The 19,088-nt window shown below is 69.8% G+C and carries 18 protein-coding genes; 10 read left to right on the top strand and 8 right to left on the bottom strand.

Annotation, left to right across the window (positions count from 1 at the left end):
* Positions 1-18: 18 nt before the first annotated feature.
* From fae to ABC271_RS16260, 6 genes are all read right to left on the bottom strand, one after another.
* Positions 19-528 (bottom strand): formaldehyde-activating enzyme, encoded by a 510-nt coding sequence (gene fae / locus ABC271_RS16285; protein ID WP_412925882.1) that lies wholly within the window; start codon positions 526-528, stop codon positions 19-21.
* Positions 525-1,472 (bottom strand): glycine betaine ABC transporter substrate-binding protein, encoded by a 948-nt coding sequence (locus tag ABC271_RS16280; protein ID WP_412925881.1) that lies wholly within the window; start codon positions 1,470-1,472, stop codon positions 525-527. Before ABC271_RS16280 ends, fae begins: the two co-directional genes overlap by 4 nt.
* 52 nt (positions 1,473-1,524) lie before the next feature.
* Positions 1,525-2,319, bottom strand: a complete 795-nt coding sequence (locus ABC271_RS16275) for an ABC transporter permease (protein WP_412925880.1) — start codon at positions 2,317-2,319, stop codon at positions 1,525-1,527.
* Complete coding sequence (locus ABC271_RS16270; protein ID WP_412925879.1) at positions 2,316-3,353, bottom strand: ABC transporter ATP-binding protein; 1,038 nt, start codon at positions 3,351-3,353, stop codon at positions 2,316-2,318. The genes ABC271_RS16275 and ABC271_RS16270 overlap by 4 nt, the downstream gene beginning before the upstream one ends.
* Positions 3,346-4,011, bottom strand: coding sequence for an ABC transporter permease (locus ABC271_RS16265; RefSeq protein WP_412925878.1), 666 nt, complete (start codon positions 4,009-4,011; stop codon positions 3,346-3,348). Before ABC271_RS16265 ends, ABC271_RS16270 begins: the two co-directional genes overlap by 8 nt.
* A gap of 107 nt (positions 4,012-4,118) precedes the next feature.
* Positions 4,119-4,982 (bottom strand): IclR family transcriptional regulator, encoded by an 864-nt coding sequence (locus ABC271_RS16260; RefSeq protein WP_412925877.1) that lies wholly within the window; start codon positions 4,980-4,982, stop codon positions 4,119-4,121.
* Between the two features lie 152 nt (positions 4,983-5,134).
* On the opposite strand from ABC271_RS16260, the gene ABC271_RS16255 reads away from it, so the two are divergent.
* The 9 genes from ABC271_RS16255 (at position 5,135) to ABC271_RS16215 (ending at position 14,998) form a co-directional block, all read left to right on the top strand.
* Positions 5,135-6,064, top strand: coding sequence for an NAD(P)-dependent oxidoreductase (locus tag ABC271_RS16255; RefSeq protein WP_412925876.1), 930 nt, complete (start codon positions 5,135-5,137; stop codon positions 6,062-6,064).
* Entirely contained in the window at positions 6,061-7,539 is a 1,479-nt protein-coding gene (locus ABC271_RS16250) for an NAD-dependent succinate-semialdehyde dehydrogenase (protein WP_412925875.1), read from the top strand. Before ABC271_RS16255 ends, ABC271_RS16250 begins: the two co-directional genes overlap by 4 nt.
* A 2-nt stretch (positions 7,540-7,541) precedes the next feature.
* Entirely contained in the window at positions 7,542-8,321 is a 780-nt protein-coding gene (locus tag ABC271_RS16245; RefSeq protein ID WP_412925874.1) for an SDR family oxidoreductase, read from the top strand.
* A gap of 50 nt (positions 8,322-8,371) precedes the next feature.
* Entirely contained in the window at positions 8,372-9,814 is a 1,443-nt protein-coding gene (locus ABC271_RS16240) for an FAD-binding oxidoreductase (RefSeq protein WP_412925873.1), read from the top strand.
* Complete coding sequence (locus ABC271_RS16235; RefSeq protein WP_412925872.1) at positions 9,814-11,220, top strand: FGGY-family carbohydrate kinase; 1,407 nt, start codon at positions 9,814-9,816, stop codon at positions 11,218-11,220. Before ABC271_RS16240 ends, ABC271_RS16235 begins: the two co-directional genes overlap by 1 nt.
* A gap of 247 nt (positions 11,221-11,467) precedes the next feature.
* Positions 11,468-13,669: an ATP-dependent Clp protease ATP-binding subunit gene (locus ABC271_RS16230; protein ID WP_412925871.1), complete on the top strand. Its 2,202-nt coding sequence runs from the start codon at positions 11,468-11,470 to the stop codon at positions 13,667-13,669.
* A gap of 84 nt (positions 13,670-13,753) precedes the next feature.
* A complete protein-coding gene (gene rraA / locus ABC271_RS16225) occupies positions 13,754-14,221 on the top strand; it encodes a ribonuclease E activity regulator RraA (protein ID WP_412925870.1) in 468 nt (155 codons plus the stop codon).
* Between the two features lie 43 nt (positions 14,222-14,264).
* The gene (locus tag ABC271_RS16220) at positions 14,265-14,669 is read left to right on the top strand and encodes a VOC family protein (RefSeq protein ID WP_412925869.1); all 405 of its coding nucleotides are present in this window, start codon (positions 14,265-14,267) and stop codon (positions 14,667-14,669) included.
* On the top strand, positions 14,666-14,998 hold the full coding sequence (locus ABC271_RS16215; RefSeq protein ID WP_412925868.1) for a winged helix-turn-helix transcriptional regulator: 333 nt from the start codon (positions 14,666-14,668) through the stop codon (positions 14,996-14,998). The genes ABC271_RS16220 and ABC271_RS16215 overlap by 4 nt, the downstream gene beginning before the upstream one ends.
* 83 nt (positions 14,999-15,081) lie before the next feature.
* Here ABC271_RS16215 and ABC271_RS16210 read toward each other — a convergent pair whose 3' ends face one another.
* Both ABC271_RS16210 and ABC271_RS16205 read right to left on the bottom strand, forming a co-directional pair.
* The gene (locus ABC271_RS16210) at positions 15,082-15,666 is read right to left on the bottom strand and encodes a nitroreductase family protein (protein ID WP_412925867.1); all 585 of its coding nucleotides are present in this window, start codon (positions 15,664-15,666) and stop codon (positions 15,082-15,084) included.
* Positions 15,667-15,836: 170 nt separating this feature from the next.
* A complete protein-coding gene (locus ABC271_RS16205; protein WP_412925866.1) occupies positions 15,837-17,204 on the bottom strand; it encodes a glucose-6-phosphate dehydrogenase in 1,368 nt (455 codons plus the stop codon).
* 112 nt (positions 17,205-17,316) lie between these two features.
* On the opposite strand from ABC271_RS16205, the gene ABC271_RS16200 reads away from it, so the two are divergent.
* The gene (locus ABC271_RS16200; RefSeq protein WP_412925865.1) at positions 17,317-19,086 is read left to right on the top strand and encodes a glycoside hydrolase family 15 protein; all 1,770 of its coding nucleotides are present in this window, start codon (positions 17,317-17,319) and stop codon (positions 19,084-19,086) included.
* The last annotated feature ends 2 nt before the right edge of the window (positions 19,087-19,088 follow it).

Raw genomic sequence — 19,088 nt, 5'->3', positions numbered from 1 at the left:
GGGGCCGTTTCGAACCGCTCAGGACGCGGGCGTGAAGAAGGGGTTCCAGGGCTCGGCGCGCGCGGCCAGCATTTCCTCCGTCGCCGGCAGCGACCGCGCGCCGTTGCGGATCGCCTCGCGGGCCGCCTGGCGGTTGTTGCGATAGATCTGCTCGGCGTCGGTGGCCGCGGGGTTGACCCAGACGGCGGCGATGACCGCGTGCGAATCGGCCCACTCGGCCGGGATCTCGCCGTCCGCGACGGCGTCCGCGATTCCGGATGCCACCCCCGCCTGCGCCGGTCCCCAGATCAACAGCCCATGGGCGTCGTTCTCGGGCGCAGACTTCGTGACGAAGAGCGTGAGCGGCTTCACCGGAAGTGAGGGACGCAGGACGGCCACGAAGGGGACGTGGCCCGCACTGGGGCTGGCCAGCGCCGTCGCCCACGCCGTGCCGACGGGTCCGTCGCGGTGCCCGAGCACGGTGTTGATGTGGGCGGCGTGCGCTCCCTCGCCGACGAAGCTCTCGCCGATCTGCACGTCGGCGGTCATCCGATGAGCCCCTGCTCCTTCAGCCAGTCGGTCGCGACGTCTTCGGGGTCGTCTCCGTCGACGTCGACCTTCGCGTTGAGCTTCTGCATCTCCTCCGTGGTGAGCAGAGGCGAGATCTCGGCGATGACGTCGGCGATCGCCGGGTACTCGTCGAGGGTCGACTGCTTGAGCGTGAACGCCCCCTGGTAGACCGGGAAGAACTCCTTGTCATCCTCGAGAACGACCAGGTCCAGCGCGGGAATGCGCCCGTCGGTCTGGAACACCTCACCGAAGTTGCAGTCATCGCCCTTCTGCGTGGCGGTGTAGATGACGCCCGTGTCGAGGAGCGCGACGTTCGAGTCCGGCACGTTCAGGCCGTAAGCGGCCTTGAGTCCCGGCCAGCCGTCGTCGCGCGTGGAGAATTCGCTCTCGATGCAGAACGTCTGCTCGTTCGCCGGGAGCTTGGCCACGTCCGAGAGGGTCTTCACACCCAGCTCCTCGGCCTTGTCCGCGCGGATGGCGAAGGCGTAGGTGTTGTTCAGCGGGGCGGGATCGAGCCACGCGATTCCCTTGGCGGCATCCGCCTTCTTCGTCGCGTCGAACTGGGCCTCGGCACCGGGAACCGGCGCCGTGTTGCCGTTGTAGGTGATCCACGACGTGCCGGTGTACTCCCAGTACCCGAGGAACTCGTCGTTCTCGAGGGCCTGACGGACGTTCGCTGAGCCGACGAGCTTGGTGTTGGCCTCGACGTCGGCGCCCCGGGCGTTAAGCAGCTCCGTCGTGATGTACGCGAGGATGTACTGCTCCGAGAAGTCTTTGGAGCCGATCTGACCGGTGAGACCGGCGAGTTCGTCGCTTCCGCCCGCGGCGGACCCGGCAGAGCCGGAGCCTCCCGAACAGGCGGTGAGGGCGAGGGCGCCGAGAGCCGCGACGGCGGTCAGCGAGAGAAGCGGGCGACGCTTCATTGTGTCTCCTTGGGGTGTGGTGCGGTGAGTGGTGCAGGTGGAACGGTGGGGATCAGATCCCCTTGGGGGTGAGCAGGTCTTCGGCGAGGCCGGCGATCCAGTCGATGAGAAGGGCGATGCAGGCGACGAGGACCGCCCCGACGACGAGCACCGGGTAGCGCTGGAGCTTCAGGCCGTTGACGATCATGTCGCCGAGTCCGCCGGCGTTGATGAAGGTCGCGATGGTGGCGACGCCGACGCAGAACACCAGCGCCGTCCGGAGCCCCGCGAGGATCACCGGCACGGCGAGAGGGAGCTCGATCCGGCCCAGCACCTGGGCGGGGGTCATTCCCATCCCTCGGGCGGACTCGCGAATGGCTCCGTCGACCTGCTCGATGCCGATCATCGTGTTCCGCAGCACGGGCAGGAACGCGTAGATGACGAGCGCGACCAGCGCCGTGGTGTATCCCGTCTGCCAGATGATCGCGAGCAGGATGACGACGCCGACCGCGGGCGTTGCCTGACCGATGTTGGCCAGGGCCAGGACGAACCCGCGCACGGCACGCGACGGCGTCTTGGCGAGCAGGATGCCGACCGGGATCGCGAGCACGGCCACCAGTGCCGATGCGGCGACCGTGAGACTCAGGTGCTCCCCAATGCGCAGGAAGAGGTAGTCGGCGTTGAGCGTGCGCTGCTCGATCGAGTCGAGGGTCAGCGACGACACCCACAGGGCCAGAGCGCCGAGGATGAGGGCGACGATCGCGGGCGTGAGGAATCGGCGCCAGATCCGCTTTCCTCGCCGTGCCCCGCGGGTGGCGGCCAGGCGCGCGGCGCCGATGCTCTGCGTCTCGGTGGTGACGGTGGTCATCGTGCGCCATCCGGGTGCGGGGAGAGGTCGGTGACCTCGACTCCGAGGGCGGCGGAGATCCGCTCGATCGAGAGGGTGCCGCGCGGCCGTCCGTCGCCGTCGACGACGGTGACCGTGGATGAGCCGTGCAGCACGAGGAGGTCCAGCGCATCGCGGAGGTTGTCGGTGAGCGCGACCGTGACCGATCCGGCATCCCCCGCGGGTCCCAGTGGGGCGTCCGCGACCGGGATGAGGGCGAGGCGCTTGAGCGCCGCGCCGTGCCCGATGAACGACCGCACGTAGTCGTTCGCCGGAGCGGCGAGGATCGCCGCGGGGGTGTCGAACTGCTCGATGCGGCTGCGTTCGGACAGCACCGCGATGCGGTCGCCCAGCCGGATCGCCTCGTCGAAGTCGTGCGTGACGAAGATGATCGTCTTTCCGATGGATTCCTGGAGCCGGAGGAACTCCGCCTGCAGGCGTTCGCGGGTGATGGGGTCGGTGGCGCCGAACGGCTCGTCCATGAGCATCACGGGCGGATCGGCAGCCAGGGCGCGGGCGACGCCGACGCGCTGCTGCTGACCACCGGAGAGCTGGCGCGGGTACCGTGCGGCGAAATCCCCGCTGAGCTGGACGGTCTCGAGCAACTCCTCGACCCGGTCGGCGGTGCGCTTCTTCGACCATCCGAGCAGCTTCGGGACGACGGCGATGTTCTCTCCGATCGTCATGTGGGGGAACAGTCCGATCTGCTGGATGACGTAGCCGATGTGCCGGCGCAGCTCGTTGGGGTTGAGGGAGAGGACGTCACGACCATCGATGGAGATGGTGCCCGAGGTGGGCTCGATGATGCGGTTAATCATCTTCATCGTGGTCGTCTTCCCGCAGCCGGACGGGCCGACGAACATGATGAGCTCGCCGGGGTCGACATCCATCGAGAAGGCGTCGACGGCGGGGGCCGACTGGCCGGGGTAGACCTTGGTCACGGCTTCGAGGCGGATGCCGACCCCCGAGGACGCGTCCGCCGTGGACGTGCGGGAAGTGGTGGTGGTGTCAGACACGGAGCCCCCTTGAGGTGGTGACGCGGGTGATGAGAACGAAGGCGGCGTCGATGAGGAGTGCCAGGACGATGACGCCCAGGGTTCCGGTCAGCGCGAAGTTCAGCGCGTTCTTCGAGCCGAGTGACGACAGTCCCTTGAAGATGAACTGGCCGAGGCCGGGTCCGGCGACGTAGGCCGCGATCGCCGCGATGCCGATGGTGAGCTGCGCCGCCACGCGGACGCCCGTGAGGATGATGGGCCACGCGATCGGCAGCTGCACCGAGAGAAGGATGCGGCCCGGTGACATCCCCATTCCCTTGGCGGATTCCATGATCGCCGGCGGCACCTCGCGAAGGCCGACGACCGTGTTCCGGACGATGGGCAGGAGCGAGTAGAACACCAGCGAGAACACCGTGGGCGTCCACCCGAGACCGAGGACCGGGGTGAGAAGCGCGAGCAGCGCGAGCGAGGGGATCGTCAGGGCGACGCCGGCTGCGGCGATCGTCAGCGATCGCGACACCGGGCGGTTCCAGACGCCGATGCCGATGGCGATGCCGATCACGGCGGCGATGACGATGCTCAGCGCGACGACCGCGACGTGCTGAAGCACCAGGTCGGCGATGTCGTCGCTGCGGCGGCTCCAGAACGTGAGGAGCCCGCCGAGGTCGAAGTCGGACATGCGTCGCACTCCTCTCCTCATCGAGATGGGGCCGTGGATCACGGCTGCGGCTGACTGTAGGGCGGGGGATTGATTATCTTCAACCGGTGTTGCGTATATGGCAAAGGCTAAGGAGTTGCGGTGGGTGGCGCGAAGCCGATGGAGCGCGAGAGGTCCTTCGCGCTGGAGGCGACGAACCGTGCCAGCCCTTCCAGGCGATCCCCGATGCGGGTCTTCGGTGCGCTGACGTTGAGGGCGGCGACGATGCGACCGGTGAAGTCCCGCACCGGGGCGCTCGCCCCGACGACTCCGAGCTCGAGTTCTTCGTCGAGCAACGCGTATCCGGTGGCGCGGATGCGAGCGAGCTCGGCGCGCAGGCTCGCGAGATCGGAAACGACCTGGCGATCCGCCGGCGGACTGGGCAGGACCGAGAAGCCCGCCGCGTGCGGCGGGACGGGGCCGACGATCGCCTGGTCCTGACCGTGTTCGGCGTACCACCGCTCGAGGGAGTCGTCATCCCAGTCGCTGAGAAGCACCCGCCCCGACGGCGTGCGCCACGCCGCCGTCGTGACGCCCTCCCACCCGGCGGTTCGGAACTCGTGCGGACTCAGTTCGCTCGCGATGGTGAGGACGTTGCCGCCGCGGAGCACGCAGAGATGCGTCGTCTCGCGGGCTCGCTGGGCGACGCGGCGGAGGATCGGCTGCGACTCGCGGGTGAGGGTGCTCTCCACAGTGAGGGCGGCCATTGCGTAGAGGCGCGCGCCCAGGCGGTACGCCAGCGTGTTCTCGTCTCGATCGACGAGCCCGGCATCGGCGAGTGTCGCGAGGCTGCGCGACACGACGGCTTTGTCTCGGCCGGTGAGCTGCGCCACCCGCGACACTCCGAGGCCACCACCGGCCACGGCTTCGGCTGAGCCGAGGATCTCGAGGATCTCGACATCGCGGGCAAGGCCGGACGAGTTGCGACGGGGCGCCGGTGCATGATCGGTCATGGCCGGAACACTAACCCGTTGCCATATTCACATCAAGAGATGTTCTTAAGGCATCCTCGATCTATGGTGGCGGTGCGGTCGCCACTGGCGGGCTCGAAGACGAGAGCCGCAGGAGCGCTCGCCCCCGATCCACGATCTCAAGGACTGATCCCGTGACGAAGCGCACACTTACCGTCGGATTCATCGGCCTCGGCAGTATGGGCAGCGGTATGACCCGCAACCTGCAGGCATCCGGCTTCCCCCTGGTCGTCACCGACGTGCGGCCCGAGGCGGCTGCAGAAGTGGTGTCGCGAGGCGCACTGTGGGCGGAGACCGCCGCCGAGGTGGCATCCCGAGCCGATCTCGTGATCACGATGCTCCCGACCCCCCGCCACGTGGACCAGGTGCTCCGCGGGCCCGACGGTCTTCTCGCCGCGCTGCCCGACGGTGGCACGTGGGTCGATATGTCGACGTCGGTCCCCGACGTGGCCGACCGTGCCCGCGCCGATCGTCCCGACCTGCACATCCTCGACGCGCCGGTGAGCGGCATGTCGGTGGGCGCCGCCAACGGGACGCTGCAGATCTTCATCGGGGGCGACCAGGCCGACGTCGCACGCCTGCGCGAGGTGTTCGAGGCGATGGGCGAGCCGGAGCGGATCCTGCACGTCGGCGGCCACGGCGCCGGGTACGCCGTCAAGCTCATGATCAACCAGCTCTGGTTCTCGCACCTGATCGCCACCGCGGAGGTGCTTTCCATCGGGGTGAAGGCCGGGGTCGACCTCGACGTGCTGCGGCGTGCGTTGGTCGCCAGTCCCGCCAACAGCAACTTCGTCGAACACGACGTGCTGTCGATCCTCGACCACGGGGATTACGACGAGGGTTTCGCCCTCGCTCTCGCCTGCAAGGACCTCGGCCTGTCCGTCGACCTCGCGCGTTCGGTCGGGATGCCGTACGAGCTCTCGGGTCTCGTCGACCAGCAGTTCCGGCGCGCGAAGGCCATGTACGGCGACCGCGCCGGTGAGATGGCCCCGTTCCGCCTCTACGAGGACTTGCTCGGCGAGCCGCTGCGTCGGGCCGCCGCCACCGCGGAGGTCGCGCGATGACCGACGAACGCGCATTCATCGCGTCGCTCCCCACCGACCTGTTCATCGACGGTGCGTGGCGGGCTTCGTCGAACGGTGACCGGTTCGACGTCATCGACCCCTCGACCGGCGACGTCCTCACGACCGTCGCCGACGCGAGCATCGCCGACGGTGACGCGGCCCTCGACGCCGCCCATCGGGCCCAGGAGTCGTGGGGGCGGACCGCCCCGCGCGAACGGGCCGAGATCCTGCGGCGCGCGTTCGACCTCGTCACCGCGCGGGCCGAGGACTTCGCCCTGGCGATGACCCTCGAAATGGGCAAGCCCCTCGCCGAGGCGCGCGGGGAGGTCGCCTACGGGGCGGAGTTCCTACGCTGGTTCAGCGAGGAGGCGCCGCGCATCTCCGGCCGGTACGCCGCGGCGCCCGATGGCCGCAACCGCCTGCTCGTCGTGCAGCGCCCCGTGGGTCCGTGCCTGTTCATCACGCCGTGGAACTTCCCGCTCGCGATGGCCACCCGCAAGATCGCCCCGGCGATCGCGGCGGGCTGCACGATGGTGCTGAAGCCGGCTGCGCTGACGCCGCTCACCGCCCTCCTGCTCACCGAGGTTCTGCGGGAAGCGGGACTGCCCGACGGTGTGCTCAACGTCATCCCCACGACCCACGCCGGCGCGGTCACCGGTCCGCTCGTGCGCGATCCGCGCCTGCGCAAGCTGTCGTTCACGGGGTCCACGGGCGTGGGGCAACGCCTGATCGCCGATTCGGCCGCGCAGGTGCTGCGGGTGTCGATGGAACTCGGTGGCAACGCCCCGTTCCTCGTCTTCGAAGACGCCGACCTGGGTGCCGCTGTCGAGGGCGCCGTGCTCGCCAAGATGCGCAACGGCGGCGAAGCGTGCGTCGCGGCGAACCGCTTCCTCGTGCACGAGTCGGTCGCGGCAGAATTCACCCGCCGTTTCGCGGAGCGGATCGGGGCGTTCGTTCCGGCCCGCGGCACCGATCCGACCTCGACGGTGGGCCCCCTGGTGGACGCGGCCACCCGCGACAAGGTCGCCTCGCTCGTCGAGGGCGCCGTCGCGCAGGGCGCGCGCATCGCGGTGGGCGGTTCCGCCATCCCGGGGCCCGGCTACTTCTACCAGCCGACCGTTCTCGTCGACGTGCCCGCCGACGCCGACATCCTCCGTGAGGAGATATTCGGCCCCGTCGCCCCCGTCCTGACCTTCCGCGATGAAGAAGAGGCGATCCGACTGGCCAATGACACCGAGTACGGACTCGTGTGTTTCGCGTACACCCGTGACCTCGATCGCGGCCTCCGCCTCGCGGAGCGCCTCGAGACGGGCATGCTGGGCGTGAACGCGGGAGTCGTTTCCAACCCCGCCGCCCCTTTCGGTGGTGTCAAGCAGTCCGGGCTCGGCCGCGAGGGCGGAGCCGAAGGCATCCACGAATATCTCGAGACCGTCTACGTCGGCATCGCCGACCCGTTCGCCTCCCGGAGCGCCTGAGCATGGACATCAGCGAATTCACTACGGACTTCTTCTCGCTCACGGGGAAGACCGCGATCGTGACCGGCGGGAACGGCGGACTCGGCCGTGCCTTCTCCCTCGCGCTCGCCGCGGCCGGAGCGAACGTGTTCGTGCCCTCCCTCGCGGATGATGACGGAGAGACCGCCCGGTTGATCGAGGCGCACGGGCGCGAATACGCCTTCGTGCAGTCCGACATCACCGCCGTCGGAGAGCCGGACCGGGTCGTGCGCGCGTGCGTCGAGCGGTTCGGCGGCGTCGACGTGCTGATCAACTCGGCGGGGATCAACCTGCTGAGCGAGGACGTCGTCGCGTTCGACCGCGCGAAGTGGGATCCGATGATCGCGGTCAACCTCACCGCCGCGTTCGACTTCGCCCGTGCTGCCGCCGCGGTCATGATCCCGAGCGGTCGCGGAAAGATCATCAACATCGCGTCGCTGTTCTCGTTCCTCGGCGGGCGTCAGTCGCCGGCGTATGCGGCATCCAAGGCCGGCATCGTGGGCTTCACGAAGGCCTACGCCGATGAACTGGGGGAGTTCGGCATCCAGGTCAACGCGATCGCGCCCGGATACTTCGCGACCGCCCTGACCGAGAAGACCCGATCGGATGCCGGGGCCAACCGCCGCATCGTCGATCACGTCCCGGCCGGCCGATGGGGCGACCCCGCCGACCTCATGGGAGCCGTGGTGTTCCTCTCCAGCCGCGCCAGCGACTACGTCACCGGGCACACGCTCGTCGTCGACGGCGGCTACCTCCTGCGCTGACCCGACCACACCGATCCAGGAAGACCGACATGGCCGATTCCCGTTCCCCTTTGACCCGTTCCGACATCGCCGCGCGCCTCATCGAGCTTCTCGGCGCCGACGCCGTCGACACCCGCGACACCGAGCTGCGCGAGGCCAGCGTCGATCGCTTCAAGAAGTACTCCGCCGTGCACGGCATCTTCGATGGTCCGTTCCCCGCGGCTATCGCCTATCCGCGGTCGACCGACGACGTCGCGGCGGTCCTGCGGTTCGCCGACGAGAACCGCATCGCCGTCGTTCCGCGCACCGGCCGCACGGCCACCGAGGGCGGCCTCGAGACCGTCGTCGCCGACACGATCGTGCTCGACGGCTCGCGGATGGATGCCACGCTGAGAATCGACCCCGTCGACATGATGGTGACGGTGCAGTGCGGCGTGCCGCTGCAGCGCGTCGAGGACGAGCTGCGCGCGCAGGGCTTCACTACCGGCCACTCGCCGCAGTCGAAGCCGCTCGCCCAGTACGGCGGTCTCGTGGCGACCCGGTCGATCGGGCAGTTCTCGACGCTGTACGGCGGGATCGAAGACATGGTCGTCGGACTCGAGGCCGTTCTCGCCGACGGCACCGTGACGCGTATCAAGAACGTGCCGCGTCGGGCCGCCGGTCCTGACATCCGCCACCTGATCATCGGGAACGAGGGCGCATTCGCCTTCGTCACCGAGGTCACCGTGAAGATCTGGCCCTACACGCCCGAGAACAACCGCTTCTTCGGCTTCCTCACCGACGACTTCGGTGCCGGCATCGAGCTGCTGCGCGAGCTCGTGACGCGGGGGTACCGCCCGTCCGTCGCGCGGGTGTACTCGCCCGAAGACGCGCGACAGCACTTCGCGCACTTCCACGAGGGGAAGAGCGTCGTCATCCTCGTCGCGGAGGGGCCCCGGCGGCTCGCCGAGGCGACCGCGGAGGCGATCGCGGAGGCGGCGGAGGGGAAGCCGCTGGAGCGCGTCGACGATGCCCTGATCGCGCAGTGGTTCGACAACCTCAACTGGGGACAGGACAAGATCGACCGCGAGAAGCGCGAGATGCTCGAGAAGGCGCACCTCGGCTACACGACCGAGGTCTCGGTCGACTGGTCGCGCGTCGTGGAGCTCTACGAGTCGGTGATGGCACGCGTGCGGCGGGAGTTGCCCCGCGCCGCCGACCTCACCATGCTCGGCGCGCACTCCTCGCACAGCTACCAGACGGGGACGAACCTGTACTTCGTGTACGACTACGACATCCGGTGCGAACCGCGCGAGGAGATCACCGAGTACCACGAGCCGCTCAACGCGATCGTGGTCGAGGAGGCGCTGCGCCTGGGCGGTTCGATGGTGCATCACCACGGCATCGGGAAGTACCGGACTGCCTGGACCGCCGAGGAGCACGGCAGCGCGTTGGTGCTGCTGGAGCGCATGAAGGCCGCGCTCGACCCGCACGGCATCATGAACCCCGGCACGATCTTCGCGTTGGCGGACTGATGCCCGTCGTCGTCGCGATCGACAACGGGTCGCAGTCGACGAAAGTGCTCATCGTCGACGAGACCGGGCGCGTGCGAGCGCAGGCGCGTGTGGGGCTCCGACCGTATGCCGCCCCCGCACCGGGGCGCAGCGTGCACCCGGACGACGACGTGTGGGACTCGATCGTGCGCGCATGCCGTGCCGCGATGGAGCGTTTCGACGGGGGTCCCGACGAGATCGTCGGGGTGGGGCTCTGCACGATCCGGTTCTGCCGGGCGCTGCTCCGCGCGGACGGAACGCTCGCGGAACCCGTGCTGAGCTGGATGGACGAGCGGGTCGCGCAGCCGCACGTGCCGCGGCTCGACGTGGCGCACGTGGTGACGTCGTCGGGGTACGTCGCCCACCGCTTGACGGGGGAGTTCCGCGACGCGGCGGGCAACTACCAGGGGCTCTGGCCGATCGATCAGCACACCTGGCGGTGGTCTCCTTCGCCGGATGCCACGGATGCCACCGGCATGGAGCGCGCGCTGCTGAGCGAACTCGTCGACCCGGGCGCGGAGCTCGGCCGCGTCACGGCCGCCGCCGCCGCGCTGACGGGGCTCCCCGAGGGTGTGCCCGTGTTCGCCACATCGAACGACAAGGCCGTCGAGGCGCTCGGTGCCGGGCTGTCGTCCGACGCGGACGTGCTGCTGTCGTTCGGTACCTACATCGCCGCGATGACCGTCGCGGATGCGCCGGGTGCGGGTGCCGCGCACTGGGTCAACTTCGGTGCGCGCCCGGGGCAGTACCTCGCCGAGTCGACCGGCATCCGACGGGGCATGTGGACGGTCAGCTGGCTGCGGAATCTTCTGCACCCGGACGCGCCCGAGGGCGACCTGTACGCCTTCGACCGGAGCTTGGGCGCCGAGGCCGAAGCCGTCGCCCCCGGATGCGAAGGAGTCGCCGCGGTCCTGGATTGGCTCGCACCGGGCGACGAACCGAATCGCCGGGGCGCATTCGTCGGCTTCTCGGGCGCGCAGGGGCGCGGGCACCTCTACCGGGCCGTGCTGGAGGCCATCGCCTTCACCATGGCCGATCACATCGAGGACATGGAGCGCGAGCGGGGAGTCGCCGCGGCGGGGGTCATCGTGACCGGCGGCGGCGCGCAGTCGCCGTTGCTCGTGCAGATCGTCGCCGATGTGCTCGGGCGGCCGGTGCGGCGGGCGCTCGTCGACGATGCCGCGGGCATCGGTGCCGCGATCTGTGCAGCGGTCGGGGCGGGTCTAATTCCGGATTGGGATGCCGCTGTTGCCGCGATGGCGGGAACCGGCGCTCCGGTGCTCCCCGGCGACCACGCAGAGATGTATCGTGCGCTGCGGCCCTGGCACCGCCGCATCCGCTCGCGCGTGGCCGACCTGTCGGACTGGATGGTGTCCGCGCGTCCGTGAGTCCGCTCCCCCGATGCCCCGTCCCTCCCGGGCCGGGGCATCGCGGCGTTCCGGGGCCGTGTGACCCGCGAGACTCCATCGCGCCGACATCTCCCTTGCAGCCCGCGCCGGTCTCGTCGCCGTGATGAAGTCTCGCGGGACGTGCAACGCCCTCGCCGTCGCCTCGGGCACCATTGCCCGGAAGGCGCCGCACTGCTAAACTTGAGTCAATGCAACTCAAGTTTGCGAAAGATTTCCAGGAGACACCATGAACGCCACCCAGCAGCCGGGGCAGGAGGACGCGCGGAGCGCCCTCGAGCAGTTCGGCATCAACCTCACCGACCGGGCCCGTCAGGGCAAGCTCGACCCCGTCATCGGGCGCGACAGCGAGATCCGGCGCGTCAGCCAGGTGCTCACCCGCCGCACCAAGAACAATCCGGTCCTCATCGGCGAGCCCGGCGTCGGCAAGACCGCTGTCGTCGAGGGCCTCGCGCAGCGCATCGTCGCGGGCGACGTCGCCGAGAGCCTCAAGAACAAAGAGCTCGTCGCTCTCGACATCTCGGCGCTCGTCGCCGGTGCGATGTACCGCGGCCAGTTCGAGGAGCGCCTGAAGAGCGTTCTCAAAGAGATCACCGAGTCCGACGGACGCATCATCACGTTCATCGACGAGCTGCACGTGCTCATGGGCGCGGGTGGCGGTGAGGGTTCGGTCGCGGCATCCAACATGCTCAAGCCGATGCTCGCCCGCGGTGAGTTGCGCCTGATCGGCGCGACCACGCTCGACGAGTACCGCGAGTTCATCGAGAAGGATGCTGCCCTCGAGCGCCGCTTCCAGCAGGTGTACGTCGGCGAGCCGACTGTGGAGGACACGATCGCGATCCTCCGCGGTCTCAAGGAGCGGTACGAGGCGCACCACAAGGTCGCGATCGCGGACGCGGCGTTGGTCGCCGCGGCATCCCTCTCCAACCGGTACATCCCGTCGCGCCAGCTGCCTGACAAGGCCATCGACCTCATCGACGAGGCCGCGTCGCGGCTGCGCATGGAGATCGACTCGGCCCCGCTCGAGATCGACGAACTGCGTCGGCACGTCGACCGCCTGAAGCTCGAAGAGCTCGCGCTCAAGAAAGAGAAGGACGCGGCCTCGAAGGAGCGTCTGGCGGCCCTGCGCGAGACCCTCGCCGCCGAGCAGTCGAAGCTCGACGAGCTGCAGGCGCGCTGGGAGCGCGAGCGTGCGTCGCTCAACCGCGTCGGCGATCTGAAGACGCGGCTCGACGCCGCCCGCGTGGATGCCGAGCGCGCTCAGCGCGAGGGCAACCTCGAGCGCGCGTCGCGGCTTCTGTACGCCGACATCCCGGCGCTCGAGCGCGAACTGATGACGGCCGAACGCGAAGAGCCCGCCGGTGACCGCATGGTCAACGACCAGGTCACCGAGGAGGACATCGCGGCTGTCATCGCCGCGTGGACCGGCATCCCGGTGGGTCGTCTGCTGCAGGGTGAGACCGAGAAGCTGCTGCACCTCGAGCGCGAGCTCGGCAAGCGCCTGATCGGCCAGAGAGATGCCGTGAAGGCGGTGTCCGACGCGGTGCGGCGCTCGCGTGCGGGCATCAGCGACCCGAACCGACCGGTCGGCTCGTTCCTGTTCCTCGGCCCGACCGGTGTCGGCAAGACAGAGCTCGCCAAGGCGCTCGCCGACTTCCTGTTCGACGACGAGCACGCCATGGTTCGCATCGACATGTCCGAGTACGGCGAGAAGCACTCCGTCGCCCGGCTCGTCGGTGCCCCTCCGGGGTACATCGGCTACGAGCAGGGTGGCCAGCTCACCGAGGCCGTGCGGCGACGCCCGTACAGCGTCGTGCTCCTCGACGAGGTCGAGAAGGCGCACCCCGAAGTGTTCGACATCCTCCTGCAGGTGATGGACGACGGCCGGCTGACCGACGGCCAGGGGCGGACGGTCGACTTCACCAACGTCATCCTGATCCTCACCTCCAACCTCGGCTCGCCGATCCTCATCGACCCGACGCTGTCGATCGAGACCAAGCGCGAGCAGGTGCAGGCGCTGGTACGGCAGGCGTTCAAGCCCGAGTTCGTGAACCGTCTCGATGACATCGTCATCTTCCAGGCGCTCACCGAGGACGACCTCGCCCAGATCGTCGAGCTCGCGGTCGACGCGCTGCACAAGCGCCTCCGCGAACGCCGTCTGACGCTCGCGGTCACGCCCGACGCGCGGTCGTGGCTGGCCGAGCGCGGATACGACCCGGTGTACGGAGCCCGTCCGCTCCGCCGCCTGATCCAGTCCGAGGTGCAGAACCGCCTCGCGATGGCGATCCTCGCCGGCGGCGTCCACGACGGCGATGTGGTGAAGGTCGACGTCGCGAGCGACGGCGAGTCCCTGGTGCTCACGAGCACCGGTCCCGCCGCCGAACAGAGCGACCTCGACGACGACGTCATCGAGGCCGAGATCGTCGAGTAGACGGATGCCGAAAGGGGATGCCGCGCCGGGCGCGTGGCATCCCCTTCTTCGTGCCGTCGTGGGGTGCGTCGCTACCCTGGCCGCATGACGATCGCGACGGCCGACCTCTACGACGAGCGCGGCGACGAACTGGACTCGCTCTCCCTGCAACTGCTCGACCTCGGGGGCCGCGTGGCCTTCGACGGCCCCATCCGCACGGTGCGCTGTCACCGCGACAACGCCCTCGTGAAGCGGGTGCTCGCGACGCCCGGCGAGGGGGCCGTGCTCGTCGTCGACGGCGGAGGATCGCTCGAGTCCGCGCTGGTCGGCGACCTGATCGCGGCGTCCGCGGTCGAGAACGGGTGGGCGGGGGTCATCGTGCACGGCGCGATCCGCGACCGCGCGGCCATGGCATCCCTGCCCTTGGGCGTGAAGGCCCTCGGCTCGAATCCGCGCAAGAGCGCGAAGGACGGCGTCGGCGAGGTCGATGTGCCCGTCACGATCGCGGGGGTCGTCTTCACTCCGGGGCGGCACGTGTGGGCGGACGCGGACGGCGTGCTGGTCGAGCGCTGACGGGGTCTTGACGGCGTACTTCACTTTTGGAAGTATCACGGCCATGAGCCTCTTCCTCACGTGCCCGGTCGAGTCCGTCGAACGGGCGACCGCGTTCTACACCGCCCTCGGCTGGACGCTGAACGAGCAGATGTCCGACCACAACGTGTCGTGCTTCGCCATCGCGCCCGAGCAGTACGTCATGCTCGGCTCGCGGGAGATGTACGCCGCCGTCGGCGGCACCGAAGACCTGATCGGCGGGCCCGACACCCCGTCGAAGATCACGGTGTCGTTCGACCTCGGCAGCCGCGAGGCCGTCGACGAGCTCGTCGAGCGCGCGGGCGCGGCGGGCGGTCGCATCGGCGACACCGACGACTACCCCTTCATGTACCAGCGCCAGTTCGACGACCCCGACGGCTACCACTACTCACCGTTCTGGATGAAGCCGGACGCCGAAGCGGCCGAGTGAGCGATCTCGCCGCGGCCCTCGACGTCGTCGGTGCCCGCTGGGCGCTGCTCATCGTGGCGCGGCTGCTCGACGGCCCGCAGCGCTACGGCGACCTGCAGCGCGACCTCGGCGTCGGCACGAACATCCTCGCGGTGCGGCTGCGCGAACTCGAGGAGGCCGGAGTTCTGCGACGGCTTCCGCTGAAGCACAACACCCGCGCCTACGCCCTGACCGAGCGGGGCGAGGCGTTGCGCGAGGTCATCGTCGCGTTGGGTCGGTGGGGTGCCGGTCAGCCGCGAGATCCTGCGACCTCGCCGAGATCACCCGACGTTTCGGCGAAAAGCGAGTGATCTCGGCGAGATCGTGTGACCTCGGGCGCGGGACGCGCGCGACGGGGCGCGGGGGCGGACGGATGCCTCAGACCGCAGGGGCGTCAGGCGTCGAGGAGCAGCGACTCGGCGATCGGGCGGCGGGTGCGGGGAGCGGACTCGCGGGCCCGGACGGCCTCGTCTGCGGCGGCGGGATCGCCGAAGGCGCCCACCGCGATCACGGTCACGGGCGTGAAGCGCGGGTCGATGTCGAACGCGGTACGCAGGGCATCGCCCGAGAAGCCGCCCATGGTGTGGGTGGCGAGGCCGCGGGCGTGGGCCTCGACGGTGAAGAACGCGGCGGACTGACCCGCGTCGTAGGTCGCCCACGGGCGGGCGTTGCCCTCGGCGTCGACGGTCTCGGCCAGGACGACCAGCAGCGCACCCGCCGTCGGAGCCCAGCCCTGGTTGAAGCCGACGAGCGCGTCGACGACGTGCGCGTGCGCATCGGTGCCGCGGCGGGCGAGCAGGAAGCGCCACGGCTGCGTGTTGTTGGCGGACGGCGACCAGCGGGCTGCCTCGAGGGCGGCGCGCAGTGCCTCTTCGTCGATGGGGGTCTCGGCGTCGAAGACGCGGGTGCTCCAGCGCTCGGCCAGGACGTCGAGGATCGGGACGTCGGTCTGAGCGGTGCGGTCGAGAACGTGTGACATGGGGTACTCCTGGGGGTAAGAACGATGCCGGGGCGCCGTTGACCCAGTCCATCGAACGCGCTTACGGACCCCGGTGTTCCCGTGTGACGGAGAAAGTCGCCGTCACAGACCCCCGCCCGTCACAGGCCCCAGTCCGTCACAGACTCCCGCCCGTCACAGACCCCCGCCCGTCACAGACCCCAGTCCGCCGGCCCCGCGGTCCCCGCGGGGTAGCTGTCGAGCGGCACCTCGTCGGCACGCCACGCGTCGATCACCGGCTGGACGATCCGCCAGCACTGCTCGGCGGCGTCACCACGGACGGCGAGCATCGCATCGCCGTCCAGGATGCCGGAGAGCACCTCGCCATAGGCCTTCATGCCGCCCTCGCCGAGGTCGGCCGCGAGCGTCACGCGCTCGAGTTCGAGCGGGTCGTCGGCGCCGTTGACGTTCAGTCCGAGGCTCATCGTGTCGGGGCCGAGCGAGAACGTCAGCACCGAGGGGTCGCTCTCGCCGATGAAACCGTGGGGCAGGTGCCGCACGGGCTTGAACGTGACGGTCACCGCCGGGTCGCCGGCATCCGGCCCCAGAGCTTTACCCGAACGCAGGACGATCGGGACGCCCTGCCAGCGGGCCGTGCGCACCTCGACCGTCATCTCGGCGAGCGTCTCGGTCTGGCGCGACGGGTCGACCCCGGGCTCGTCGACGTACGACGGGAAGTGCCGATCGCCGATCGTGCCCTCGGTGTAGCGCGCGCGGCGGGAGTTCTTCACGGGGTCGTCGTCCCACACGTGGGTGGCGCGCAGCACCGCGGCGGTGGCATCCCGGAGGTCGAGCTGGTCGAGCGAGGCCGGCGGCTCCATCGTGACGAAGGCCATGACCTGCAGCAGGTGGCTCTGGATCATGTCGACCAGGGCGCCCGCCTGGTCGTAGTAGCCCGCGCGTCCCTCGAGCCCGAGCTTCTCGGGGTAGTCCACCGTGATCGCGGCGATGTCGTCGGCCGACCACACGCTCTCGACGAGGCGATTGGCGAAGCGCACGCCGAGGAGGTTCAGCACCGTCGACCGGCCGAGGAAGTGGTCGATGCGGAACACCTGGTTCTCGGGCACGTGTTGCGCGACCTGCACGTTGAGGGCGTGGGCGCTCGCCTCGTCGGTGCCGAAGGGCTTCTCGAGCGCCAGGATCGTGCCCGTGGGGATCGTGACGTCGCCGAGCGCCACACAGGCCTTCTCGGCGACTGCCGGCGGGACGGCGAAGTACAGCGCGGGCCGGCCCTCCGCGGCATCCAGGAGCGCCTGCAGGTCGGCCGCCTTCGTGATGTCGGCCCGGGTGTAGGTGGTCTCGGCGACCTTGTCGAAGGCTCCCTCCGCGCCCATCGTCGCGAACGACGCGCGCACGACGTCACGCCAGTGGTCGTCGGTCCAGTCCTCCATGCCTGCGCCGTGCAACCGCAGCGAGCGGTTCGGCTCGCGCGTGAGCAGCTGCCCGAGGGCGGGCAGCAGGAGGCGCGAGGTGAGGTCGCCCGAAGCGCCCAGGATGATGAGGGTGGTGTCCGCAGGCATGGGGCCACCGTAGCGCTCCCCAGCGACACTCACGGTCGCTTGCAGCGGGCACACGGATGCCGCTAGCGAGATGCTCGGCCGTGAAGCAGGCATCCCTGCCACAATCACGAGGGTGAGTACCGCGATCGAGGACTACGCCGTCCTCAGCAACTGTCGATCCGCCGCCCTCGTCTCCCGGGACGGCAGTGTCGACTGGTTGTGCCTGCCCCGGTACGACAGTGCATCGATGTTCGGCGCGCTGCTGGGCGACGAGTCGCACGGGGCGTGGTCGCTGCGTCCGACCGACCCGGATGCCACGGTCACCCGCCGCTACGACGACGACACGTTCGTGCTCGTCACGCGCTGGGAGACGTCGACCGGCGTCGCCGAGGTGCACGACGCGATGCCGATCGACGAGGGGATCGAGGCGCTCGTCCGGCGCGTGGTCGGGATCTCCGGCGAGGTGGACTTCGTCAGCGAGGTCCGGTTCCGGTTCGACTACGCCCGCGCGGTGCCGTGGGTCCGTCAGGTCGGTCAGGGTCACGAGCACGCGATCCTCGCCGTGGCGGGCCCGGATGCCGTGATCCTGCGCGGTCCGCGCCTGATCGCCGTCGACACCGCGCACCGCGCGCTGTGGACGACCGTGGCGGGGGAGAGCGTGGACTCGGTGCTGTCGTGGGGGCCGTCGTGGCGGTCGGCACCCGCCCCGATCGACGTGGATGCCACGCTCAAACACACCGTCGAATGGTGGGCCGCGTGGGCGCGGCGCGTGCAGGCGGCGGGCGAGCACGCCGAGCTCGTCACCCGCTCGCTCCTCGTTCTGCGGGCGCTGACGCACGCCGAGACCGGGGGCATCGTCGCCGCGGCCACGACGTCGCTCCCCGAGTCGTTCGGAGGCGAACGCAACTGGGACTACCGCTACGTGTGGCTTCGCGACGCCGCCCTCACCCTGAGCGCGTACATCGACCACGGGTACCTCGACGCCGCGCACAGGTGGCGGACGTGGCTGCTGCGCGCAATCGCCGGCGACCCCGCCGACGTGCAGATCATGTACGGCATCGCGGGGGAGCGCGACCTTCCCGAGCGCGAGATCACGAGCCTCCCCGGCTACGACGGTGCCCAGCCGGTGCGCATCGGCAACGGCGCGGTCGACCAGTACCAGGCCGATGTCATCGGTGAGGTCATGGTCGCGCTCGAGGCCGCGCGCGACGCGGGCGTGGAGGAGACGTCGTTCTCGTGGGCGCTGCAGCGGGCGCTGCTCGACCAGCTCGCGCAGTGGTTCGACCGCCCCGACAACGGCATCTGGGAGATGCGTGGCGACCCGCACTTCTTCACCCACTCGCGCGCGATGGTGTGGGCGGCGTTCGATCGTGGCATCCGGGCCGTCGAGCAGAACGGGTTGGACGGCGAGGTCGACACGTGGCGGGAGATGCGCGACCGCGTTCAGGCCGACATCGACGCGCACGGGGTGCACGCCGGCGGGTGGTTCACCCAGCACGCCGACACGGACGAGGTCGACGCCTCGCTGCTGATCCTCCCGCAGGTGGGGTTCTGCGCGTACGACGATCCGCGGATGCTCGCCACCGTGGAGCGCATGGAGCAGACCCTCATGCCCGATGGTTGGCTGCTGCGGTACCGCACGACCGGCGTCGACGGTCTCGCGGGCGACGAGTACCCGTTCCTGGCATGCTCGTTCTGGCTCGTCGGCCAGTACGCGCACACGGGCCGCCGCGACGACGCCGTCGCCCTGATGCGCCGGTTGACCGCTGTGGCGAATGACGTCGGCCTGCTGTCCGAGGAGTACGACCCGCGAGGCAAGCGGCAAGCCGGCAACACCCCGCAGGCGCTGTCGCATCTCGCGCTGGTCGGCGCGGCGGACGCCCTGGGGGCGACGGCTTCCTGACA

Origin of the sequence: Microbacterium canaveralium, from assembly GCF_047238045.1 — a bacterium.
Taxonomy (GTDB): domain Bacteria; phylum Actinomycetota; class Actinomycetes; order Actinomycetales; family Microbacteriaceae; genus Microbacterium.
This window is presented reverse-complemented; position numbering and strand designations above follow the sequence as displayed.